This is a genomic window from Pseudomonas sp. 21 (assembly GCF_000955805.1).
In the GTDB taxonomy this organism is placed as follows: Bacteria; Pseudomonadota; Gammaproteobacteria; order Pseudomonadales; family Pseudomonadaceae; genus Pseudomonas.
The window spans coordinates 22081-43227 of the sequence record NZ_JYOA01000013.1 but is presented as its reverse complement, the minus strand read 5'-3'; the positions used below and the strand labels follow the sequence as shown (position 1 = coordinate 43227).

21 protein-coding genes are annotated in these 21147 nt (G+C 67.0%); 5 read left to right on the top strand and 16 right to left on the bottom strand.

The features are described from left to right. Nucleotides 1-31 precede the first annotated feature (31 nt). Nucleotides 32-799: an ATP-binding cassette domain-containing protein gene (locus UB43_RS26580; protein ID WP_045217429.1), complete on the bottom strand. Its 768-nt coding sequence runs from the start codon at nucleotides 797-799 to the stop codon at nucleotides 32-34. Between the two features lie 165 nt (nucleotides 800-964). On the opposite strand from UB43_RS26580, the gene UB43_RS26575 reads away from it, so the two are divergent. Then, a complete protein-coding gene (locus tag UB43_RS26575) occupies nucleotides 965-2923 on the top strand; it encodes a UvrD-helicase domain-containing protein (protein ID WP_045217426.1) in 1959 nt (652 codons plus the stop codon). Between the two features lie 15 nt (nucleotides 2924-2938). On the opposite strand, the gene UB43_RS26570 is transcribed toward UB43_RS26575, so the two are convergent. Further along, entirely contained in the window at nucleotides 2939-3280 is a 342-nt protein-coding gene (locus tag UB43_RS26570; protein ID WP_024766480.1) for an FKBP-type peptidyl-prolyl cis-trans isomerase, read from the bottom strand. A 219-nt stretch (nucleotides 3281-3499) separates the two neighbouring features. Here UB43_RS26570 and UB43_RS26565 point away from each other — a divergent pair, with 219 nt between their 5' ends. Continuing rightward, on the top strand, nucleotides 3500-3970 hold the full coding sequence (locus UB43_RS26565) for a glycine zipper 2TM domain-containing protein (protein WP_045217424.1): 471 nt from the start codon (nucleotides 3500-3502) through the stop codon (nucleotides 3968-3970). Nucleotide 3971: 1 nt separating this feature from the next. On the opposite strand, the gene UB43_RS26560 is transcribed toward UB43_RS26565, so the two are convergent. After that, nucleotides 3972-4883, bottom strand: coding sequence for a LysR substrate-binding domain-containing protein (locus tag UB43_RS26560; protein ID WP_045217423.1), 912 nt, complete (start codon nucleotides 4881-4883; stop codon nucleotides 3972-3974). Nucleotides 4884-5007: 124 nt separating this feature from the next. Here UB43_RS26560 and UB43_RS26555 point away from each other — a divergent pair, with 124 nt between their 5' ends. Then, complete coding sequence (locus tag UB43_RS26555; RefSeq protein WP_045217420.1) at nucleotides 5008-5823, top strand: aminotransferase class IV family protein; 816 nt, start codon at nucleotides 5008-5010, stop codon at nucleotides 5821-5823. Between the two features lie 86 nt (nucleotides 5824-5909). Here the strand turns inward: UB43_RS26555 and UB43_RS26550 are convergent, their stop codons facing one another. After that, entirely contained in the window at nucleotides 5910-6686 is a 777-nt protein-coding gene (locus tag UB43_RS26550) for an NAD(P)H-dependent oxidoreductase (RefSeq protein WP_045217418.1), read from the bottom strand. 99 nt (nucleotides 6687-6785) lie between these two features. Between UB43_RS26550 and UB43_RS26545 the strand changes: the two genes are divergently transcribed. Then, nucleotides 6786-7679, top strand: coding sequence for a LysR family transcriptional regulator (locus UB43_RS26545; RefSeq protein ID WP_045217416.1), 894 nt, complete (start codon nucleotides 6786-6788; stop codon nucleotides 7677-7679). Nucleotides 7680-7793: 114 nt separating this feature from the next. Here the strand turns inward: UB43_RS26545 and UB43_RS26540 are convergent, their stop codons facing one another. The 7 genes from UB43_RS26540 to UB43_RS26510 form a co-directional block, all read right to left on the bottom strand. After that, entirely contained in the window at nucleotides 7794-8687 is an 894-nt protein-coding gene (locus UB43_RS26540; protein WP_045217415.1) for an alpha/beta hydrolase, read from the bottom strand. A 15-nt stretch (nucleotides 8688-8702) separates the two neighbouring features. Then, complete coding sequence (locus UB43_RS26535) at nucleotides 8703-10922, bottom strand: TonB-dependent siderophore receptor (protein WP_371319006.1); 2220 nt, start codon at nucleotides 10920-10922, stop codon at nucleotides 8703-8705. An 87-nt stretch (nucleotides 10923-11009) separates the two neighbouring features. Further along, nucleotides 11010-12386: a sensor histidine kinase gene (locus tag UB43_RS26530; protein WP_045217412.1), complete on the bottom strand. Its 1377-nt coding sequence runs from the start codon at nucleotides 12384-12386 to the stop codon at nucleotides 11010-11012. Continuing rightward, entirely contained in the window at nucleotides 12386-13078 is a 693-nt protein-coding gene (locus tag UB43_RS26525) for a response regulator transcription factor (RefSeq protein WP_045217411.1), read from the bottom strand. The genes UB43_RS26530 and UB43_RS26525 overlap by 1 nt, the downstream gene beginning before the upstream one ends. Nucleotides 13079-13177: 99 nt before the next feature. Next, the gene (locus tag UB43_RS26520) at nucleotides 13178-13627 is read right to left on the bottom strand and encodes an isoprenylcysteine carboxylmethyltransferase family protein (protein ID WP_024766496.1); all 450 of its coding nucleotides are present in this window, start codon (nucleotides 13625-13627) and stop codon (nucleotides 13178-13180) included. 65 nt (nucleotides 13628-13692) lie between these two features. Next, nucleotides 13693-14340, bottom strand: a complete 648-nt coding sequence (locus tag UB43_RS26515) for a glutamine cyclotransferase (RefSeq protein WP_045217410.1) — start codon at nucleotides 14338-14340, stop codon at nucleotides 13693-13695. 41 nt (nucleotides 14341-14381) lie between these two features. After that, on the bottom strand, nucleotides 14382-15587 hold the full coding sequence (locus tag UB43_RS26510; RefSeq protein ID WP_045217409.1) for a hypothetical protein: 1206 nt from the start codon (nucleotides 15585-15587) through the stop codon (nucleotides 14382-14384). Nucleotides 15588-15682: 95 nt separating this feature from the next. Between UB43_RS26510 and UB43_RS26505 the strand changes: the two genes are divergently transcribed. Then, a complete protein-coding gene (locus UB43_RS26505) occupies nucleotides 15683-16432 on the top strand; it encodes a DUF899 domain-containing protein (RefSeq protein ID WP_045217407.1) in 750 nt (249 codons plus the stop codon). A gap of 3 nt (nucleotides 16433-16435) precedes the next feature. On the opposite strand, the gene UB43_RS26500 is transcribed toward UB43_RS26505, so the two are convergent. The 5 genes from UB43_RS26500 to mgrA all read right to left on the bottom strand — a co-directional run bounded on the left by UB43_RS26500 (nucleotide 16436) and on the right by mgrA (nucleotide 21142). Beyond that, nucleotides 16436-17128, bottom strand: coding sequence for an amino acid ABC transporter permease (locus UB43_RS26500; protein WP_045217404.1), 693 nt, complete (start codon nucleotides 17126-17128; stop codon nucleotides 16436-16438). A 1-nt stretch (nucleotide 17129) separates the two neighbouring features. Further along, entirely contained in the window at nucleotides 17130-17843 is a 714-nt protein-coding gene (locus tag UB43_RS26495; protein WP_045217401.1) for an amino acid ABC transporter permease, read from the bottom strand. 77 nt (nucleotides 17844-17920) lie between these two features. Continuing rightward, nucleotides 17921-18727: an ABC transporter substrate-binding protein gene (locus UB43_RS26490; protein ID WP_045217624.1), complete on the bottom strand. Its 807-nt coding sequence runs from the start codon at nucleotides 18725-18727 to the stop codon at nucleotides 17921-17923. A gap of 437 nt (nucleotides 18728-19164) precedes the next feature. Beyond that, nucleotides 19165-20094, bottom strand: a complete 930-nt coding sequence (locus tag UB43_RS26485; protein WP_371319003.1) for a sulfonate ABC transporter substrate-binding protein — start codon at nucleotides 20092-20094, stop codon at nucleotides 19165-19167. A gap of 4 nt (nucleotides 20095-20098) precedes the next feature. Beyond that, on the bottom strand, nucleotides 20099-21142 hold the full coding sequence (gene mgrA, locus UB43_RS26480; RefSeq protein WP_045217400.1) for an L-glyceraldehyde 3-phosphate reductase: 1044 nt from the start codon (nucleotides 21140-21142) through the stop codon (nucleotides 20099-20101). Nucleotides 21143-21147: the final 5 nt, after the last annotated feature.

Here is a 21147-nt window from a genome sequence, read left to right as displayed (position 1 = left end):
CATGGCCCGCTCCTACAGGTGTTCGTGGGATTCAGCGCAGGTAGCTGATCGGCGACCCATCCACCGGATTGCTCAGCACGCCCATGGGAATGCCGTAGATGTCTTCCAGCGTGTCCCCGCGCATCAGCTCGGCGGGCGAGCCCTGGGCCAGCAGGCGGCCGCCATGCAGGGCGATCAGGTGGTCGCAGTAGCGTGCCGCCATGTTGATGTCGTGCAGCACCACCAGCACGCCCAGGCCCAGCTCACGGCTGAGTTCGTGGACGCGGGAAAGCACTTCGACCTGGTGGGCGATGTCCAGCGCCGAGGTCGGTTCGTCCAGCAGCAGGTAGCGACTGTTCTGCGCCAGCAGCATGGCCAGCCAGACGCGCTGGCGTTCGCCGCCGGAGAGTAGGTCCACCGGGCGGTCGGCGAAGGCCTGGGTGTCGGTCAGCTCCAGCGCGCGGTCGATCTGCTTGCGGTCTTCGCCGGTCACGCGGCCCAGCGCGCCATGCCACGGGTAACGGCCGAAGGCGACCAGTTCGCGCACGGTCAGGCCGTCGGTCTGCGGCAGTTGCTGCGGCAGGTAGGCGACCTGGCGCGCGAAGTCGCGGTTGCCCCAGTCCTGCAGCGGCTTGCCGTCCAGGCGGATGCTGCCGCCGCTGGCCTGTTGCTGGCGTGCCAGCAGCTTGAGCAGGGTGGACTTGCCCGAGCCGTTGTGGCCGATCAGCCCGATCATGTTGCCGTCGGCCAGCTGCAGGCTCAGCGGTTGCAGGAGTGTGCGACCGGGGACGCTGAAACTGACATTTTCCAGTTCGAACATGGGGTCATCCATCAGGGCGGCAAGGCCGGAAAAAGCGGGAGCCCGACTCTAATCCAATCGCTAATGGTTATCAATTTTCCAAGGCCACGCGGAACCGCCCGATCGCTTGCCTGTCACTGTCCGAAAGCGCATATGATTCAACGCTGTAATTGATCGGATGGGTCCATGGAGTCTGCTGTCGAACGCTACAAGCGGCTGCTTGCCGAAGCTCTTGCGCGTTATTTCCCCCGTACCACCGAATACCTGCGCGCCGAGCGAGAAGCGGCGCAGCCCCGTGGGCGCGGCAAGGCCAGGAGCAAAGCCAAGGCGCCAGCCAAGCGCACCGCAAAAGCCAGGAAGGAGGGTGACGCGCCTGCGCCCAAGCGCCCGCGTGCACCGGCCGCGGCCGGCATCTACGGCACCGCCAGCGCTCCGGACGAGCAGCACGCCCTCGACATGCGCCAGCGCGTGGCCCAGGCGGCCGCCCACGGGATCGTCAGCCTGCCGTCGGACGAGCAGTGGGCAATGATCCTCGCTCCCGAACCGCTGACCCGCATCTTCGCCGGCGCGGGCTCCGGCAAGTCGACGACGCTGGTCCTGCGAGTCGTCTATATGCTCTGCCACCTGGGCATCGATGCCGAGAAGGTGACGGTGATTTCCTTCACCAACGCCTCCTGTACGCAGCTGCGCGAGCAACTGGTGAAGGTGCTTGGCTACTGGAGCCATCCGTTCGACGCGGCGCAGGCGCGGCAGTGCGTACGGACCTTCCACTCGGCGATGGGCACCCTGGCGAAAGTCGCGCTGAAGAACCCGCGCTGGTTCGAGCAACTGGACGAGCGCGCTCCAGCCGACGAACTGGACAATCCACTGCTCGCCGGCCGCCTGCGGCCGGCCCAGCAGCGCTTGCTCAAACAGGTCTATCAGCAGTGCTACGCCGAGCAGCACGAATTCCGCGTGCGGGTGCATCAACTGCTGGAGCTGCCGCCACCGCCCGAGGCAGGGGAAGACGGCAAGCCGCCCCGCATCGGCAAGGCGCCACTGGATACTTTCAAACTGCCGGGTGAGTTCATCGCGCTGCCGCTGTTCGAGGCCTTCCATGCCCAGTCCGGCTTTATCGAGAGCATCGGCCTGCGCATCGACCAGCTGCAGCCGAAGAAGCTCGGCTGTCCGCCGCGCGAGCGCCAGTTCATCGAGGCGCTGCAGCTGTTCTGGGCAGCCTTCGACACGGCCTTGCAGGAGCAGGGCCTGCTGACCTTCAACCTGGCTTTCCAGCGCCTGACCGACCAGCTCGGCGACGGCAAGCTGCCAGCCGAAGCCCTGGCCCCCTTCCAGCACCTGCTGATCGACGAGTTCCAGGATGTCTCGCCGCAGATCGTGCAGTGGCTGCAGGCGCTGCACCGCGACCTCGCCAAGCGCGGCGAAGCCGTCAGCCTGATGGCCATCGGTGATGACTGGCAGTCCATCTACGCCTGGCGCGGCAGCTCGCCGGAGCTGTTCATGGACTTCGACCGGCACTTCCCCAGCAAGGGCCGGCGCAAGAGCCGCGTGCTGCTGCTGGAGACCAACTACCGCAGCATCGACCCGGTGATCCGCGACGGCGAACGGGTGCTGGTGGGCGTGGCGAACAAGCAGGCCAAGACCTGTCGTGCCTTCAAGTCGGCGGAAGCGGGCGATCACGGGGTGAAGCTGGTGCAGCGCTTCGATGCGCGCAACAACCTGCCGCTGCTGCTGGAGGAGATCCGCAAGCAGTGCGAGCACGTTGCCGCGCGCGGGTCACGGGAGAAGACCGCCGTACTGCTGCTCAGCCGGCGCAATGAAACCCTGCAGACTATCCTCGGCGAGCTGGACCGCAAGTTGCCGGTGAAGGGCATGACCATTCACCGCGCCAAGGGCTTGCAGGCGGAAGTGGCGATCATCGTCGACGACTGCGCACCGCCGGAGAAACACCCGCTGCGCAGCGCGCTGTACGCCGCCTCGGGCTTCTTCGCCAGCAGCTATGACCAGGCCCAGCAGGACGAGCAATTGCGCCTGGCCTACGTGGCGATCACCCGTGGCGTGAGCCGGGTGTTCTGGTTCACCCGCAAGGCCCAGGGGCCGACGGCGATCCTGGCCATGCGGCGCAACGTGGAAGCGGCCCCCGCCTGAGCCTGGCGGTAAGCATCAGTCGTCGCGGGTGAGGACTTCCAGCAGTTCGATCTCGAACAGCAGGTTGGAGTTGGGCTGGATGTGCGCGCCGACCTGGCGCTCGCCGTAGGCCAGGTGCGCGGGCACGAAGAGCTTGCGCTTGCCGCCGACCTTCATGCCCATCAGGCCCTGGTCCCAGCCCTTGATCACCCGGCCGGTGCCGATCACGCACTGGAACGGGCGACCCTTGTCGTACGAGGAATCGAAGACGGTGCCGTCTTCCAGGGTGCCCTTGTACTGGGTGGTGATCAGTGCGCCCTTGACCACGGCCTTGCCGTCGCCGACGACGATATCTTCGATCTGCAGTTCGTTGCTCATGGGCATTCTCCTGATGCGCTGGCGGCCTGTTGCCGTGAGGGCGAGCGTTGTCGCAGGAAAGCACGGTGAAGGCAAGCCCTGGTGGCGGCCCGCATCCAGTCCGACCGTCCGTCGCAAACCCCGCGCGGGGCGGGCAGTTCAGCGAATCCGGGCAATGCTCAGCCGGCTGGGTGGCACGCGCCGCCGGGGTCGGCAACCAACCCAACCAAGGAGATCGCCATGCATCGCATCAACCACGGATTCCTCGTCGGCTTCATCGTGCTCGGCCTCAGCGCCTGTGCCGGGATGGACGGCGGGGGCAGCGGCGGCGCCGGCGCGCCGGGAGAAATGGAGATTCGCACCGGAGTGGTCGAGCAGGTCACCGAGACCCAGGTACAAACCAACCACGACACCGGTGTGGGCGCCATTCTCGGGGGGCTGGGAGGCGTCGCGCTCGGCAGCCTGATCGGTCGCGGTACCGGGCGCGACGTGGCGATGATCGCCGGGGCGCTGGCGGGCGGGGTGGGTGGCAACTATGCCGAGCAGCGCCAGTACGACAAGCCCCAGGAAGCCCAGCAGATCATCGTGCGGATGAAGAGTGGCGTGCTGGTCTCGGTCACACAGCCGGTCAATGCCGGCCTGAAACCCGGCACCAGGGTCTACATCGAGGGGCAGGGGGCGGGCGCCCGCGTGGTTCCCCAGAACGACTGAGTCAGACGGCCAGTTCCCGCAGGATCCAGTCGCGGAAGCCCCTGACCCGCGGGTCGTCCGCGCTGGCCAGCGGATACACCAGGTTGTAGGCGTAGTCCTCGGCGACCCGCACGCCCAGGTCGAACGGCTGCACCAGCAGACCCTGCTCCAGTTCGCGGGCGACCATGGCGTGGTCGGCCAGCCCGACTGCGCCGCCCTCCAGCACCGCCTGCACCACGTGGCTGGTGTCCTCGAAGGTAACGCAGCCGCTGGCGTCGAAGTCCTCTACGCCGGCCGCCGCCATCCAGCGCGACCAGTCCGGCCAGGGCGCGCCTTCCGTTTCACACACCACGTGGCACAGCGTGTGGGCCTGCAGGTCGCGTGGCTCGCGCAGGGGCGGGCCGTCCTCCAGCAGGCTCGGGCAGCACACCGGGACGATCTGGGTATCGAACAGGCGCTCGGCCTGCAGGCCGGGGTAGCGTCCGCTGCCGAAACGGATGGCCAGGTCGATGTCATCGACGGCGAAGTCGCGCAACTCGTCGCTGATGTCGAAGCTGAGTTTCAGCCCCGGATGCAGCGCCCGGAACTGCGGCAGGCGCGGCAGCAGCCAGTGGGTGGCGAAGCGCGCGGTGAGCGAGACCCGCAGCTGTTCCGAGGTGCGCGCCAGTCGCCGCGCCCGCACCGTGGCGCGGTGCAGCAGGCCGAGGGATTCCGCCGCCGCTTCCAGCAGCAAGGCGCCCGCCGGGGTCAGCTGGATGCTGCGGCTGGTGCGCACGAACAGGCCGAGGCCGAGCTGGTCTTCCAGTTCCTTGATCTGGTGGCTGACCGCCGCGGGCGTGAGGCCGACTTCTTCGGCGGCGCGGGTGAAATTCAGGTGGCGGCCGGCCGCCTCGAAGGTGCGCAGCGAGCGGATACCGGGAAACGAGCGGCTCATCGATCTTCAAATCCTGCTTGATGATCCGTCGAGAAATACTCGTTTCTCCTCGCTTCGTCAAAGGCCGATAGTGATCTCACCCTGATGTTGAATTTGAAGATCACCGAGCAGAGGAAGCCACGCCATGTCAGCCGCCATCCATCCCTACATCACCCAGCGCAACGCCCAGCCCGCCAGTGCCGACGACCTCGCACCCCTGGCTTTCGCCGGCTACGCCCACTTCACCGCCATGCAGGTGCGCGGCGGCGGCATCCGCGGCCTGGACCTGCACCTGGAGCGTCTGCGCAACGCCTCGCAGCGGCTGTTTGGCCAGAGCCATGCCGACGAGGAAATCCGGGCGGCCCTGCGCGCCGCGCTGGAGCAAGCGCCGGGCGATACTTCGCTGATGGCCACGGTCTACTCGCCCGCCGGGGAATTCACCGTCGCCGGCCCCGAGCACCGCCCCGAACTGCTGGTGCGCACCGCGCCGCCGTCGGATGGCCCGCAGGGACCGCTGGCCCTGGCCATCGCCGGACACGAGCGGGTGCTGCCGGAGATCAAGCACGTCGGCGAGATCGCCAAGACCTGGTACCTGCGAGAGGCGGTAGCCGCCGGTTTCGACGATGCAGTGTTCACCGATCACCGTGGTCGCTTCAGCGAGGCGACCATCTGGAACCTGGCATTCTGGGACGGTGAATCGGTGATCTGGCCGCGGGCGAAGATGCTTACGGGCACCACCATGGGCATCCTCCAGCGGCAACTGGACAAGCTTGGCGCGCGGCAGTCGTCGCTGAGCATTGACCAGCAGGACTTGCCGCGACTTGCCGGGGCCGTGGTGATGAACTCCTGGACGCCGGCTGTGCCGGTGAGCCGCATCGGTGACGTGGATATCCCGGCGGCGCCGGAGTTCGTCGAGTTGCTGCGCAGCGCCTTCGAGGCGGAGCCTCGCGTGCGGCCCTGAGGATTCGGCGGTTCGCGAGCAAGCTCGCTCCTACAAGGTCGCGCTCATGGCCTTTTGTAGGAGCGAGCTTGCTCGCGAACAGGACCTCAATCCAGATGTGCAGCAAAACCAGTGGCCTGAGGATTGATCTCCTCGCGCAGGGTCAGCGCGGGAATCTGGTAATCACCGCCATTCTGCCGGCGGAAGGGGATGGGAGCCGTGGTCTGGAGCGTGTCCAAACGCTCGGCCAGCTCCCGTTCGATCTGCGCGTAGCGTTCGGCATCCACCCGGCTGGTGCGATACACCAGGTACGGCGGCAGCACGTCGAAGCCGGGGTAGTACAGCACGCCGTGATGGATCGGGAAGAGCAGGTCGTCGATCGGGCCGTTGATGCCGCGCGAGCTGTAGTGCGACTCCCAGCCGCCGGTGGTGACCACCAGCATGGCGCGCTTGCCGGCGAGGTTGCCTTCGCCATAGCGGTCGCCCCAGCGGGCATCGGAGTGCTCGCCGACGCCATAGGCGAAACCGTAGGCGTAGACCCGCTCGAACCAGCCCTTGAGGATTGCCGGCATGCTGAACCACCAGAGCGGGAACTGCAGGATCACGGTGTCGGCCCAGCGCAGTTTTTCCTGCTCGGCGGCGATGTCCGTGCTCTGCCGCCCGGCGGCGTAGGCGCGCTGGGAGTCCAGTGACGGGTCGAAACGCGCTTCCGGATCGCGGTCGAGGCTGTCGGAGGCGTCGATCGGGGCCTTCCAGTTCATCGCGTACAGGTCGGAGACCTGCACGGCATGTCCGGCGGCCTGTAGGTGGCGCACGGCGAAGTCCTTCAGCGAGCCATTGAGCGAACGGGGTTCGGGGTGGGCGTAGACGATCAGTACGTTCATGAATGCCTTCCTGTGAGTCATCCGGTGAAAGGGGATGGGCGCAGGATGCGGATTGCCGGGGTATAGTGGAAATGAATATCCGGTATCCCAGGTATATCAATGAATAATCTGCGCAGGCTCGATCTGAATCTGCTGGTCACCCTCGACGTGCTGCTGCGGGAGCACAATGTCACACGCGCCGCCGAGCAGCTGAACTTTTCCCAGCCCTCGGTCAGCGTGCACCTGGCCAAGCTGCGCGACATCTTCGACGACCCGCTGCTGCTGCCCGGCCCGCGCGGCATGCGCCCGACGGCGCGGGCGGAATCCCTGCGCGAACCCCTGCGCATTGCCCTGGAGGCGCTGGAGCAGGCGGTGGCGCCGTCAGCGCCGTTCGATCCAGCCCTGGCGGACAACACCTGGCGCATCGCCGCGACGGATTACGGCGAATCCACCATCCTGCTGCCGGCCTTGAGCGCCATTCGTGGCAGCGCGCCGGGCACGCGTCTGGCGCTGTTGGAGTTGTCGCCGCCGCGGATCGCCCGGCAGGCGGAGCAGGGCGATATCGACCTGGCGTTCCATACCAGCGAAGGTAGCCCGCCGGGCATGCGCCGCCGTACGTTGTTCAGCGAGCGCTACGTGCTGGCCGGACGCGCCGGGCACCCGAAGCTCAAGCGCAAACCGTCCCTGGCGCAGTTCTGCCAGCTGGAACATGTGATGGTGTCGCCCGATGGCGGCGGCTTCAGCGGTGTGACCGACGAGACGCTGGCGGCGGCCGGCCTGAGCCGGAAGGTGGCGCTGTCGGTGCCGCATTTTCTCTTCGTCATCTCGGCGCTCGCCAGCAGCGATCTGGTGGCCATGGTGCCGGCGCGGCTGGTGCGGGACAACGCGGCGCTGCGAGTGGTGGAGGCGCCGGTGGAGGTACCGGGTTACGAGATGTCGATGCTCTGGGACGAACGCTCGCACCGCGACCCGGCGCATCGGTGGTTGCGCGAGCAGATCGCCGCGTCAGTCTGAGCGTAAATGCCCTTTTGTAGGAGCGAGCTTGCTCGCGAACCGCCCAACGCCGAGCTCGCCGGCGAGTTTGTTCGCGAGCAAGCTCGCTCCTACAACCTGGCCCGGTGCCTCAGGTCACTGCCCAAACCGCGTCTGCAGCAGATAGCGCAGCGAAGCCTCCAGCGTCTGCCCGTGACTCATGCCGTCGAAGGCGTGGAACCGCGCCTGCATGCCGGGCACCTTGCCCACATTTTCCACCAGTTGCTGGGCGGCGCGCGGCGCGCTGGGGGTGATGTCCTCGCGCGGCTTGAAGGGCTCCTTGCCACCGCGCATCAGTAGCAACTGCGCAGAATGCCCGGCCAGGCGTTGGGCAAAGCCTTCCTGCTCCTGGAGGATGGCGCCATCCCCCCACCACAGCGAAGGGCTCGCAGGAGCATAGAAGCTGAACTGCTGCGGCCGGGTCAGCAGCGCATGGAGCGTCAGCAGGCCGCCGTAGGAGTGGCCCCAGAGGGTCTGCTGCGAGCGGTCGATGGGCGCCTGGGCTGCCACTGCCGGCAGCATCCGGTCGCGCATCAGGTCAAGGAAGGCATCGGCGCCGCCGCTGGGATCGCCGGTGAGCGGGTCCTTCTGTTCGGCCAGCTGCGGGCGCGGCGGAGTGTAGTCGCGGGTACGACCGGCGCGGTCGATGCGCAGGGGCGTCTGGTAACCCACGGCAACCAGCAATGGCGCCTTGCCGTTGTTCAGGTCGCTGAGCAGCTTTTCGTCCAGCGCACCGACGGCGGCGTTGCCATCGAGCATCCACACCACCGGAAAGCCGGCGGCCGGAGCAGGGTGATGCGGGCGGGCGATCCACAGCTGGTAGTGACGCTGGCCGTCGGCGGAGTCCAGCTTCAGCTCGCTGAAGCGGTAGGGCAGGTCGCTGCGTTGCAGCAGGATCGTGTCCATTTTCTGGTCAGGGGCAGGCGCGGCGTGCGCTGCCAGCCCCGGCACGGCGAATGCCAGTGCCAGGGCCAGGAGGCGAAATCTCATCAGGCGTTTCTCTAATCAAAACGACGCGGTGAGGCTGGTGTACAGCGTGCGGCCCGGTTCGTTGTAGGTGGCAGCGCCGGCGCCCTCGATGTTCGCCACGCCCTGGGCGTTGCCCTCGCGGAACAGGCGCTTGTCGAAGACGTTGTCCACCCCGGCGGTGAAGCTCAGGTTCTTGGTGAACACGTAGGTGCCGCTCAGCCCGGCGATGGCGTAGGGCGAGAGCTGGTTGTTGGCGCTGCCGGTAACGCGGTCGCCGTGGTAGTCGTACTTCTTCGGCGTCTGCTTGCCGTACCAGGCGACGCTGGCCTGCAGCGACAGGGCGTCGGTGGTCTGCCAGTCGAGCATGGAGTTGAGGGTGTACTTGGGCGTCACCGAGAGCACATCACCGGTTTCCTTGTTTTTCGACTGCAGCATGTAGGTGAAGTTGTTGCTCCACTTCAGCTGCTCCATCAGCGGGATGGTCAGGGTGCCTTCGAGGCCTTCGACCAGCGCCTTGGGTACGTTCTCCCACTGGTAGATCGCTGCGTTGGCGTAGCTGCCGCTACCGCCGCTGGCCTGGTCGATGGGCGACAGGCCCGACTCGATCTTGTTCTTGTAGTCGTTGCGGAAGTAGGTCAGGCCGGCGATCAGACCGTTCTGGTTGAACTCGATGCCCAGTTCCTTGTTGACGCTGGTTTCCGCCTTGAGGTCCTCGTTACCCTGCAGGTAGCAGCTGGTGGTCTGGCCATAGCAGCCCTGGCCGCGGCTGTAGAGCAGGTAGTCGGAGTTGAGCTGGTACAGGTTCGGCGCCTTGTAGGCGCGGGCGATGCCGGCCTTCAGGGTGACGCTGTCGGTGAGCGCGTGGGACAGGTTCAGCGACGGGCTGAAGTTGTCGCCGACGATGTTGTGGTGGTCCCAGCGCAGGCCCGGGGTAAGCATGGTGCCGGGCAACACTTCGATGTTGTCCTCGGCGAACAGCGAGAAGATCTGCGCCTGCGAACTGGTATCGCGGTCGGTGCTGGTCAGCCCCGGCACCGAGCCGCCTTCGCTGGTGGTCTGGGTGTTGGCGCTGGGGTCGTCGAGCTTCTGCTGCACCCACTCGCTGCCCAGGGTCAGGGTCTGGTCGCGCCAGGCGTGCAGCGGCAGGTTCACTTCGCCGTGGGCGGTCAGGTCGCGCAGGGTGGCGGTGTAGAAATCGGTGTTGCTGAAGATGCCCTCGGTGCCGCCGGCCAGGCCTTCGTTGATGCGGCTGTTGCGGGTCTTCTCGTACTGCAGGTAGGCCATGGAGCTGCCGAAGTCCCACTCGCCGCGGTGGGTGATCGAATAGTTCTCGCGGTACATGCGGTTGGTCTCGTGACCGAGCATGGACTTCACGTTGGCGTTGCTGTTGGTGTTCTGGGTGTCGCCGGTGTAGATGTTGCCCTGGCGGCTGAAGCCGGCTTCGAAATCCAGCGTCTGCTCGGGCGTCAGGCGCCAGCTGAGCAGGCCGTTGACGTCCTTGTTGCGCACGCCTTCGCGGCCGGCGGGAAGGGTGCCGACCTGGTTGCCGGTGCGGTTGGATTCATGGCCGGCGTTGATGTCCCAGTCGTCCGAGTCGGTCTTGGCGACGTTGCCGTACACGCGGTAGCTCAGGGTGTCGGTCAGCGGGCCGTTGAGGCCGAAGGTCATGCGCTGGGTGGCGCCTTCGTCGCTGTGCTGCGGGAAGTTGCTGTAGACGGTGACGTCGCCGTGGGTTTCCTTGCCGGCCTGCTTGGTGATGATGTTCACCACGCCGCCCGCCGCGCCGTTGCCGTAACGCGCCGCCGCCGGGCCGCGCAAGACTTCGATGCGCTCCACCTGGTCGGCCGGCACCCAGTTGGTGTCGCCGCGCGAGTCACGCTCGCCGCGCCAGCCGTAGCGCACGGCGTTGCGGCTGGAGACCGGCTTGCCGTCCACCAGGATCAGGGTGTTCTCCGGGCCCATGCCGCGGATGTCGATCTGGCGGTTGTTGCCGCGCTGGCCGCTGGTGGAGTTGCCGGTCAGGTTGACGCCCGGCATGGTGCGGATGATCTGCGACAGGTCGCTGGCCGGCGGGCGTTTCTTGATGTCCTCGGCGGTGATGATCGACACGCCCGGCATCTGCTTGGCTTCCTCGGCGGCGGTGGCGACGATGGTCTCGCTGTCGAGTTCGACAGGCTCGGAATCGGCGCTGGCAGCCTGCACGGCGAAGGACAGCAGGCAGCTGGAAAGCAGCAGGAAGGGCGGAAGGAACTGCATCGGACGGGACGACATCGGTGATCTCCGGCAACTGAAAGATCGACAAATGATAATGACTGCTATTTGCCAGTAAAGCGCATTAACTTTCTAAACACTTGCGGCGCTTTGTTGGGCCACTGCAGCGGGCAGCAACAGGTGCAGGCAAAGCCCCGACTTGCCGTCGGCACTGCCGTTTTCCGCCCATAGCCGCCCATCCGCCAGCTCGATGCCGCGCCGGGCGATGGCCAGGCCGAGGCCGAAGCCGCTGGATTCGGACGGTTGCAGGCGCTGGTAGGGCTGGAAGATGCGCTTCAGGTCTTGCTCGGCGACGCCGGGGCCATCGTCACTGACGCACAGGTGCCAGAACCCGCCTTCGCGCCAGCCGTCCAGGCGCACCCTGCCGTTGCGCGGGGAGTGGCGGATGCCATTGCGCAGCAGGTTCTCGATGGCCTGGGCGAAGCTGTCCAGGTGCACCTGCACCACGCAGTCGGTGCCCAGCGAGCAGGGCAGGCGTTCGACGTCCCAGCCACTTTCGAAGCAGGCGTCCTCGCGCAGCGCTTCCCACACCGAGAGCACCAGCACCGGCTCACGTTCGAGTTGCGGGCGTTCGGTGTCCATCCAGGCCAGGTCGAGGGTGTCTTCCAGCAGGCGCTGCATGTCGTTGATCTCTCGATCCAGCCGCTCGCGCAATTGCCCCGCCGGCAGGTCGCTGTCGTGGGCGATGCGCAGGCGCGCCAGCGGCGTGCGCAGTTCGTGGGACAGGGTGCGCAGCAGCAGTCGTTGCTGGGCAAGGCTGTGGCGCAACCGCTCGGCCATGTGATCGAAGGCCAGTGCCAGCTCGCCCAGCTCATCGCGGCGATTGGCCAGTGGTGTGCCGGGCATCTCGCTGTCCAGATCGTCGGCCCGCAAGGCGTCGGCACGGGCGCGCAGGCGATTGAGCGGCAGCACCAGGTGGCGGTAGATCAGCAGGCCGAGGAGGGCGGCGAGCAGGGTCGGCACCACGCCGTGGCTGAACAGGTGCGTCCAGGGGGTCAGGCCACCGGGCAGCAGTCGCTCGGGCAGTTGCATGACCAGCCGGCCGCGTTCGGGATGCTCGGGAAACGCGATGCTGACGTAGGGCAGTTCATCCTGCAGGCGTCGGCTCATCGGCCAGTCGAGCTTGCGCATGAAGGTCAGGTGGCTGGATTCCTCCGCCGTCAGCGGCGTGGTGCCCAGGCTCTGCAGGTGCTCGCCGATCACCGCCACCCAGGTGTCTTCGGCAGCGGCGAGCTCCTGGCGGAAACGCTCGACGCCTTCGGCGCCGTGCTGCTCGAAGACCATTTCCGCCTGCTCGGCATAGCGCGCAAGGTAGTCGCGATCGGCTTCGCCCAGGAAGTAGGTGCTGCGCTCCAGCGACAGGCCCCAGGTCCAGATCAGCCAGGTCAGCAGCAGGCAGAAGCCGACCTGCAGCGCGGCGATCTTCCATAGCAGGGGGTGGCGACGCATCAGTGGCGTTCCGCGTCCACCAGGATGTAGCCCTGGCCGCGCACCGCCTGGATCTGCACCTGCTGCGCGCCGATGGCGGCCAGCTTGCGGCGCAGGTTGCAGACGTGCACGTCCAGCCCGCGGTCGAGGCGCGTGTACGCGCGGTGCAGCACGCTCTGGTAGAGGAAACTCTTGCTCAGCGCCTCGCCGGCGTGGGCGTTCAGCGTGGCCAGCAGGCGATACTCGGAATGCGTCAGCCCTGCGTGCTCACCGTTGCGGGACACGTCCTGCAGTTCATCGTCGAACTCCAGCGAACCCTGCGGGCGAGGCACCTCGCGGGCACGATCCAGGTTGGCCCGGCGCAGCAGCGCATCGATGCGCGCGTCCAGCTCCGCCAGGCTGAAGGGCTTGGGCAGGTAGTCGTCGGCGCCACGGGTGAAGCCGGTGATGCGGTCCTGCTCCGCGCCAAGGGCGGACATCAGCATGACCGGCGTAGCGCGATGGCTGCGCAGGGTGTCGAGCAGGAAAAGGCCATCGACGCCGGGCAGCATGATGTCCAGCAGCACCAGGTCGAAGTCGCTCTGGTGAACGGCTACGAGGCCCTGGTTACCGTTGGCGCAGGTGGTGACAGAAAAGCCGCGCTGACAGAAATGGCGTTCGAGGTCCAGGCGAAGACGGGAATCGTCCTCCACCAGTAGAAGCGAAGGGGACACGATAAACCTTGATGAGAGTTTCTTTGATGCGAATGTTTAGCATTTGCAAATATCTCATCTCTCCCGGTCAGAAGGCAATGGCAATCTGCCGCGAGGCCTTCAGACCCAGCGTCGCACCCGGCCGCAGAAGGCCTCGAACTCCGCACCGAACAGCTCGCGCAAGGCTCTTTCCTCGGGGCGGATCTGGAATCGGCCGATGTACAGCACGAAGGCGGCGACACCGAGCACCGCCAGTGCGGACCCGAGGAACACGCACCAGCCCAGCAGGATGATGGCGAAGCCCAGGTACATGGGGTTGCGGGTGTGCCGGTAGATGCCGGCGACCACCAGGGACGAGGCGCTCTCCGGTTTCAGCGGATTGACCGTGGTGCGTGCACGGCGGAACGACGCCACGCCCGCCAGGCATACCGCCGCCCCGGCCAGCACCACCAGCAGGGCCAGCCACAGGCGGCCGCCCAGGGGCGCAATCGGGCGTACCGCCAGCCACATCAGCAGGCCGCTGATGATCGCCACCAGGGGCGGGGGAATGCGGTGTTCCAGCCAATCCATGCTCGGTCTCCGGGCCCGTGCGGCCAAATCCAGTGAGCTGCCAACACTAGCCCAGATTGCCGTCCTCAGCGCGGCCGACGCACCGCGCGGACCTTGCCGCTGTTGCCGCCGCCACAGTAGAAACGCTCGGCGCCGTCGGCTTCCAGGCCGGAAACGTGCACGCCCTCGGGCATGTCCAGTTGCTCCAGCACCTCGCCGGACTGCGGGTCGATGCGGCGTAGCTCGCTGTAGGTCGACTCCGGCTCCCAGGTGCCATGCCAGAGTTGTCCTTCGACCCAGGTCACGCCGGTGACGAAACGATTTGAATCAATCGTACGCAGGACTTCACCGGTTTCCGGGTTGATCTGGTGAATCTTCCTGGCGCGGTACTCACCAACCCAGAGCGAGCCTTCCGCCCAGGCCATGCCGGAATCGCCGCCGTTGCCCGGCGCGGGAATGCTGGCCAGGACCTTGCCGCTGGCCGGGTCGATCTTCTGGATGATGCTTTCGCCGATCTGGTAGAGGAACTTGCCGTCAAAGGCCGTACCGGCGTGGGCCGGAACTGCGATCGACGCTTCCAGCTGGCCGCTGGCGGGGTCCAGCCGCTGCAGATGGTCACCGGTGGCGATCCAGACGCGCTCGCCGTCCCAGGTCACGCCAGCGACGGTCTCGACGCCGGGGTATGGGCCGTATTCCTGGAGCACTTCTGCGGGAGCTTGCTTGTAGCGAGTCATGGTTTGGCCCTGCACGTTGTGGGTGGGAGGCTTGAGCCTATTCAGGCGCCGAAGGGCGCGGGGAGTAACAAGGTCGTCGCGAATCCGGGGGCTGGCGGCAACGTCCAGCGCCGTGCCCGGCCCTGGCCCAGCGCCTGTACCCGTTCGGCTCTGGCCAGTGTTTCGAGCGCGCGCTGTACGCTGCGCTGGCTGCTGCCCAGCGCCATGGCCAGGGCCGAACTGGACCAGGCTTCGCCATCGCTCAGCAAGGCCAGTACGTCGGCGTGGGAGTCCTCCAGCGGCGGCGCCAGGACAACCAGGCTGGTGGCCATTTCGGGATACAGCGCGTACCCGCGTGGCGTCGCCCCGATTCGCGCCAGTGGCTGCAGCAAGCGGCGCAAGCGGCCCATTTCCACCCGCAGGCGCGCCCGGTGGGTTTCGTCCGGGTGGCGGGTGCGGAACACCCGGGCGATCAGGTCTGCGCGCGATACATCGCCGGGCCAGGCTTCGGCCATCGCGCGGGCCAGGGCAAAGAGCACCGGCCGGCTGCCCAGCGCCACCGAGCCGAAGCGGCTGCGACAGGCGTCCACCACCAGGGCGTCGGAGCCAAGCAGGCCTTCCACTTCCGCCAGCGACAGCAGGCGTGCCGCTTGCGGCGAGATCAGCCGTGCGGCCGGTGCATCCAGCAGTTGCACGGCCTGTTCGACTTCGGCGCACAGGGCCGGAATGCCGGCCTCCCTGGCGGCCTGAGCCGCGGCCCGCAGCGCCGTTCGCGCCTCGGCGGCCCGTGCCCGGCGCACGGCAAGGCCCGAGACGATGAGCCAGTGCACGGCACGCAGCGGCGCCGGGATGGAGCTGGGATCGAGCGCTGCCAGCCGACCGTCCGCCTCGTCAAGATGGCCGACCAGCAGCGCTCGGCGAATCAGCACATAACGCGCCTGGGCGGCGTTTCCCGTGTCGCCGTGAGCTTCCAGGGTCTTCGCGGCGTTTTCCATCGGCTCGGCCGGCCAATTCAGTTCGCGGCTGGCCAGCGCCACCTCCGCCTCGGCAACCCGGCAGCGCGCTCGCTCCATCGGCTCATGGGCGCCAAACGCGCGGACGGCGCGGCGGAGCAGGGCTCGGGCGCGGGGATAGTCGTTCAGTTGCGCCATGGCAATGCCGCGCAGGGCGAGCGCCGGCGGGTCTTCGCGCAGTGCCACGCGGTTCAATGCGCCCAGCGGATCGCCCGCTGCCAGCGCGCGGGCAGCCGCGGTGATCAGCGAATCCATGGAAATCCCGCCACCTTTGTCACTCCCGTCGACGTCGGCCCGCTGCCTAGTCTAAGCCATGCCCACCGAACCGCCGCTGGCGGAGGAGAACTGCCATGACTGCCCATTCCATCGGTACCCGCGAAGAATGGCTGGCCGCACGCCTGGAGCTGCTGGCCGAGGAAAAGGCGCTGACCCGGCGCAGCGACGAGTTGGCCCGCAAGCGCCAGGCGCTGCCTTGGGTATTGGTCGACAAGGACTACCGCTTCGACACCGAGCAGGGCCCGGCGAGTCTCGCGGACATGTTCGCCGGCCGTTCGCAGCTGCTGGTCTACCACTTCATGTTCGGCCCGGACTACCGCGCTGGCTGCCCGTCCTGCTCGAACATCGCCGATGGTTTCGATGGCTATGCCACTCATCTGGCGAACCACGACGTGAGCTTGCTGGCGGTCTCCCGCGCGCCGCTGGAGAAGCTGCTGGCGTACCGCCGACGCATGGGCTGGCGCTTCCCCTGGGCGTCATCCCACGGCAACGGCTTCAACTACGACTTCAATGTGTCCTTCACCGAGGCGCAGCAGCGCGGCGGGGAAGTCGACTACAACTTCCGCCGCGAAGGCCCGGCCAAGGGCCCGGCACCGGCCCCCGTCGTGGAAACCGCCGCGTGCTGTGGCACCGATGTGGCGACTTTTACCCGTGATCTGCCCGGCATGAGCAGCTTCGTTCGCGAAGGCGAGCGCATCTATCACTGCTACTCCACCTACGCCCGCGGCCTGGATGCGCTCTGGGGCCTGTTCCAGTGGCTCGACCGCGCGCCACGGGGGCGCAACGAGCAGGGCATGTGGTGGCGCCGGCACGATGAATACTGACGCTCACACGGGCTTGCGATAAGCCGGCCGCAACCTCGCCAGCAACGCTGCCGCCAGGTCCAGCGCCGAGCACAGCAGGAAGTAGAGCAGGGCGACGAACAGGAAGACTTCCGTGGGGTGCACCATCACCCGGTTGCTCACCTGGGTGGCGACGAAGGACAGCTCGCCCACGCCGATCACGTAGGCCAGCGAGGTGTCCTTGATCAGCGAGACCCACTGGTTGAGGAACGATGGCAGCATGATCGGCAGCGCCTGCGGCAGGATCACCAGGGTGAGTACCTGCCATGGGCGCAGGCCCAGCGCGCGGGCGGCGTCCCACTGGCCCTTGGGCAGGCTTTCGATACCCGCGTGCACCGAGTGCGCCAGATAGGCCCCGCCGATCAGCGACAGCGCGCAGACCACCGTGCCCAGTGCCGGCACGTCGATGTGCAGGACGATGGGCAGCAGGAAGTAGACCCAGAAGATCAGCATCAGCACCGGGATGGCGCGGAAGAAACCGAGGAACGCCACCAGCAGCAGGCGCGGCTTCCCGCCCAGTACCGACAACGCGATGCCCAGTGCCAGGCCGATCACCGCCGAGGCAAGGCCGGAGGCCAGCGCGAGGATCACCGTGAGCGCCGCGCCGCCCAGCGGGCCGTCCGGGTAGGCGCCGATGAGGAAATAGGACAGGTTGTCCGAGATCACCGAGACATCCATGTCAGGCCCCCTGGCGATAGCGGCGGGTCTGCTGGATCGCCTGGCCCAGCGCCTCGATCAGCGCGATGGCGCCGATGTACAGCAGGGTGGCGATGCCGAACGCCTGGAAGGTCTTGAAGGTCTGCGTCTCCACCTGGCGTGAGGCGTAGGACAGCTCCGCGAGGCCGATGGCCATGGCCAGCGAGGAATTCTTCAGCGCATTCATGTATTGCCCCATCAGCGGAGGCAGCGCAGTGCGCAGCGCCTGCGGCAGGATCACCCAGCGCCACACCTGCAGCGGGCGAAGGCCCAAGGCCATGCCGGCTTCACGTTGTGGCGCACTGACCGAGGCAATACCGGCGCGGAATTCCTCGGCGATGAACGCCGTGGTGTAGAGCGTCAGCCCCCAGGCGGCGGCAAGGAACTCGAAGGACGGCCACGCCAGCCAGCCCAGCTCATGGGGCGAGTTGAGCCAGAACACCAGCTCCTCCGGGAGCAGGGCGGGCACGCCGAAGTACCAGAAGAACAGCTGTACCAGCAGCGGCGTGTTGCGCAGCAGCGCGAGATAGGCCCGCGCCGGCCACGACAGCCAGCGCGACTTCGCCTGCCGGGCGATGGCCAGCGGCGCGCCGAGCAGGGTGGCGATAACGCAGCAGAACAGGGAGATACCGAGGGTCAGCAGGAAGCCGTCGAGCAACCAGCGCAGGTAGGTCGGGGCGAGCAGTTCGCCGAACATGTCACGAATCCATCAGTGGAAGAAACGGACACGCCCCGGCGAACCGGGGCGTGGGATGGTGCGGAGTGGGGCGCGGATCAGCTCTTGTCGCCGATCTTGTACAGGCGGGCCAGCGGGGTCTTGGTGTCCGGGCCGAACCAGGTGTCGTAGATCTTCTGCGCCTGGCCCTGGGCTTCCAGCTCGGTGAGGCTCTGGTTGACGAACTCGGCCAGGGCCTTCTCGCCCTTGGGAATGCCGACGCCGATCAGGTCGTTGGAGATGGTGAAGGGCGGGACTTCGTACTTGTCCTTGTCCGGCACGTTGGCCAGCAGGCCGATCAGCTTGGGGCCGTCCTGGGTGATGGCCTGGACCTGGCCATTGCGCAGGGCGGTGAAGGCGAACGGCGTGTCGTCGTAGGCGATGACCTTGGCGCCGGGGAATTTCTCCCGCAGCACGCCTTCGTTGACGGTGCCCTTGTCGACGCCGACGCGCCATTTGTTCAGCTGGTCAGGGCTGTTCAGGGTGCCTTTCCTGACGATGAACTGCTGGCCCGAGGAGAAGTAGGGAATGCTGAAATCGACCTGCTCGGCGCGCTCGGGGGTGATGGTGAAGTTGGCCAGCACCAGGTCGACCTTGTTGGCGGTCAGCAGCGGGATGCGGTTGGCGGGGTTGGTCGGCAGCACCTGCAGCTTGACGCCGAGCTTGTCGGCCAGCGCCTTGGCGTAATCCACGTCGAGGCCTTCGATCTGCTTGCTCTTGCCATCGACGAAGCCGAACGGCGGGTTGCTGTCGAACGCGGCGACGCGCAGCACGCCGGCCTTCTTGATGTCGTCCAGGCGGTCGGCGTGGGCCAGTCCGGAGAGGACAGCCAGGGCGAGGGCGGTAACGGCAGTGAGTTTCTTCATGAACATCCAGCTCCTTGTCGGGCCACGCTCGTGTGACGGGGTCCCGGAATGATCGAGAGCGGGCGCTCGAGGGTGGGAGAAGCCCGCTGTAGAGCGGCGGGGGTCGCCCGCCGGCGAGGCCGAGTGTGGCAGCGCGCCGGGGTAGCGGAGAAGGAATGAATTCGTCTATCTAATAACCGGAAGAAATATAAAGTAACCGGTTAGATAACCATTTCCATGAATATCACATGAGCGTGGGAGCGGACTCTGTCCGCGATTGCTACGCCCCAGGCACATCGGCAGGCCGTGAAGAAATCGCGGACAGAGTCCGCTCCTACCGCACGCCGATCTCGCGAAATTGCACCTGTAGGAGCGAGCTTGCTCGCGAACGGCCCAGCCGCTGAGTCGCCGGGAACTTCGTTCGCGAGCAAGCTCGCTCCTGCAAAGGGCAGAAGCTGTCAGGGCTTCCAGCGGGCAGCGCTGATGTCGACGGCGCGGGGCAGGATGCGTTCGGCGAGGAACAGGTCGGCGGTGCGCTGTTGCGCGGCGATGTCGGTGTCGTCCAGCGGGCGGATCGGCGAGGGAGGGCGGTGCTTGAAGGTTTCCGCGATCACTTCCGGGGAGAGGCCGGTAACACGCGCCATGATCGCCACGCTGCCGGCTTCGTCGCTGCGGGTCAGGGCTTCGGCCTGGTTGAGGCTGTCCAGCACTTGGCGGATGAACGCGGGATTCGCGCCAGCGTACTCCCGGCTGGACAGGTAGAACGGCCCGCTCAACCCCACCTCGGAACCATCCGCCAGGAGCCGCGCGTTGCCGCCCAGCAGCAACGCCGAGTACCACGGGTCCCAGATCGCCCAGGCGTCCACCTTGCCGCTCTCGAAGGCGGCGCGGGCATCGGCCGGCGTCAGGTACAGCGGCTGGATGTCCTTGAGGCTCAGGCCTTCCTTCTGCAGCAGGCGCAGCAGCAGGTTGTGCGAGCTGGAGCCCTTCTGGAAGGCCACGCGCTTGCCCTTGAGTTCTGCGACGCTGCGGATCGAACTGCCCTTGGGCACCACCACGGTTTCCGCCTGCGGCTTGGGCGGCTCGACGCCGACGTAGAGCAGGTCGGCGCCGGCGGCCTGGGCGAAGATCGGCGGGATGTCGCCGGTGGAGCCCAGGTCCAGGCTGCCGACGTTCAGCGCTTCGAGCATCTGCGGGCCGGCGGGGAATTCGATCCACTGGATGTGCGTCTTCGGGAAGCGCTTTTCCAGCAGGCCATGCTCCTTGGCCAGCACCAGGCTGACCGAGGCCTTCTGGTAGCCGATGCGCAGTTGTGCCGGGTCCTGCGCCTGGGCGGCGCCGGCCACGACCAGCAGCATCCCGGCGAGCAGTCGATGAAGCAGCTTCACAGGCTCATTCCTTCCAGTCGTGGGAGGGTTTTTCCCAGAGGTTGATCCCGCCTTCCACCGCGTGGCGATCGATCTCTGCCAGTTCTTCCGCGCTGAAGACGAGGTTGTCCAGGGCGGCGACATTCTCGACGATCTGCTCCGGACGGCTCGCGCCGATCAGCGCGGACGTCACGCGGGTATCACGCAGTACCCAGGCCAGCGCCAGTTGCGCCAGGCTCTGGCCGCGGCGCTGGGCAATCTCGTTCAGCGCGCGGGCGCGGCGCAGGTTGTCCTCGGACAGGTGCTCCGGCCGCAGCGAGGCGCCGCCCGGCTGGTTCACCCGAGCATCAGCCGGCACGCCGTTCAGGTAACGGTCGGTGAGCAGCCCCTGGGCCAGCGGAGTGAAGGCAATGACCCCGGCGCCCAGTTCGTCGGTGGTGGCCAGCAGGTCCTTTTCCACCCAGCGGTTGAACAGGTTGTAGGCCGGCTGGTGGATCAGCAGCGGAACCTTCCATTCTTTCAGCAGCGCGGCCAGTTCTGCGGTCTTGCCGGCGGAGTAGGAAGAGATGCCGACGTACAGCGCCTTGCCCTGTTGTACGGCGCTGGCCAGTGCGCCGGCGGTTTCTTCCAGCGGCGTGTCCGGGTCGAAGCGGTGCGAGTAGAAGATGTCCACGTAGTCCACGCCCAGGCGTTGCAGGCTCTGGTCGAGGCTGGAGAGCAGGTACTTGCGCGAGCTGCCGCCCTGGCCGTAGGGACCGGGCCACATGTCCCAGCCGGCCTTGGTGGAGATCACCAGTTCGTCGCGGTAGGCGGCGAAGTCCTCGCGCAGCAGGCGGCCGAAGTTGATCTCGGCGCTGCCGTAGGGCGGACCGTAGTTGTTCGCCAGGTCGAAGTGGTTGATGCCCAGGTCGAAGGCAGTGCGCAGCAGGGCGCGCTGACGCTCCAGCGGCACGCTGTCGCCGAAGTTGTGCCACAGGCCGAGGGAGAGGGCGGGCAACACCAGGCCGCTGCGGCCGACGCGACGGTAGGGGACGCGCTGGTAACGGTCGGGGTGGGCGAGGTAGGTCATATCGT

What these genes read in the sequence shown, in the direction of transcription:
- UB43_RS26540 (WP_045217415.1), bottom strand. Translation starts at nt 8,687, where the DNA reads ATGAGATTTCGCCTCCTGGCCCTGGCACTGGCATTCGCCGTGCCGGGG.
- UB43_RS26550 (WP_045217418.1), bottom strand. Translation starts at nt 6,686, where the DNA reads ATGAACGTACTGATCGTCTACGCCCACCCCGAACCCCGTTCGCTCAAT.
- UB43_RS26500 (WP_045217404.1), bottom strand. Translation starts at nt 17,128, where the DNA reads ATGGATGTCTCGGTGATCTCGGACAACCTGTCCTATTTCCTCATCGGC.
- UB43_RS26515 (WP_045217410.1), bottom strand. Translation starts at nt 14,340, where the DNA reads ATGACTCGCTACAAGCAAGCTCCCGCAGAAGTGCTCCAGGAATACGGC.
- UB43_RS26505 (WP_045217407.1), top strand. Translation starts at nt 15,683, where the DNA reads ATGACTGCCCATTCCATCGGTACCCGCGAAGAATGGCTGGCCGCACGC.
- UB43_RS26555 (WP_045217420.1), top strand. Translation starts at nt 5,008, where the DNA reads ATGTCAGCCGCCATCCATCCCTACATCACCCAGCGCAACGCCCAGCCC.
- UB43_RS26565 (WP_045217424.1), top strand. Translation starts at nt 3,500, where the DNA reads ATGCATCGCATCAACCACGGATTCCTCGTCGGCTTCATCGTGCTCGGC.
- UB43_RS26545 (WP_045217416.1), top strand. Translation starts at nt 6,786, where the DNA reads ATGAATAATCTGCGCAGGCTCGATCTGAATCTGCTGGTCACCCTCGAC.
- UB43_RS26490 (WP_045217624.1), bottom strand. Translation starts at nt 18,727, where the DNA reads ATGAAGAAACTCACTGCCGTTACCGCCCTCGCCCTGGCTGTCCTCTCC.
- UB43_RS26495 (WP_045217401.1), bottom strand. Translation starts at nt 17,843, where the DNA reads ATGTTCGGCGAACTGCTCGCCCCGACCTACCTGCGCTGGTTGCTCGAC.
- UB43_RS26510 (WP_045217409.1), bottom strand. Translation starts at nt 15,587, where the DNA reads ATGGATTCGCTGATCACCGCGGCTGCCCGCGCGCTGGCAGCGGGCGAT.
- UB43_RS26520 (WP_024766496.1), bottom strand. Translation starts at nt 13,627, where the DNA reads ATGGATTGGCTGGAACACCGCATTCCCCCGCCCCTGGTGGCGATCATC.
- mgrA (WP_045217400.1), bottom strand. Translation starts at nt 21,142, where the DNA reads ATGACCTACCTCGCCCACCCCGACCGTTACCAGCGCGTCCCCTACCGT.
- UB43_RS26570 (WP_024766480.1), bottom strand. Translation starts at nt 3,280, where the DNA reads ATGAGCAACGAACTGCAGATCGAAGATATCGTCGTCGGCGACGGCAAG.
- UB43_RS26580 (WP_045217429.1), bottom strand. Translation starts at nt 799, where the DNA reads ATGTTCGAACTGGAAAATGTCAGTTTCAGCGTCCCCGGTCGCACACTC.
- UB43_RS26530 (WP_045217412.1), bottom strand. Translation starts at nt 12,386, where the DNA reads ATGCGTCGCCACCCCCTGCTATGGAAGATCGCCGCGCTGCAGGTCGGC.
- UB43_RS26575 (WP_045217426.1), top strand. Translation starts at nt 965, where the DNA reads ATGGAGTCTGCTGTCGAACGCTACAAGCGGCTGCTTGCCGAAGCTCTT.
- UB43_RS26535 (WP_371319006.1), bottom strand. Translation starts at nt 10,922, where the DNA reads ATGCAGTTCCTTCCGCCCTTCCTGCTGCTTTCCAGCTGCCTGCTGTCC.
- UB43_RS26560 (WP_045217423.1), bottom strand. Translation starts at nt 4,883, where the DNA reads ATGAGCCGCTCGTTTCCCGGTATCCGCTCGCTGCGCACCTTCGAGGCG.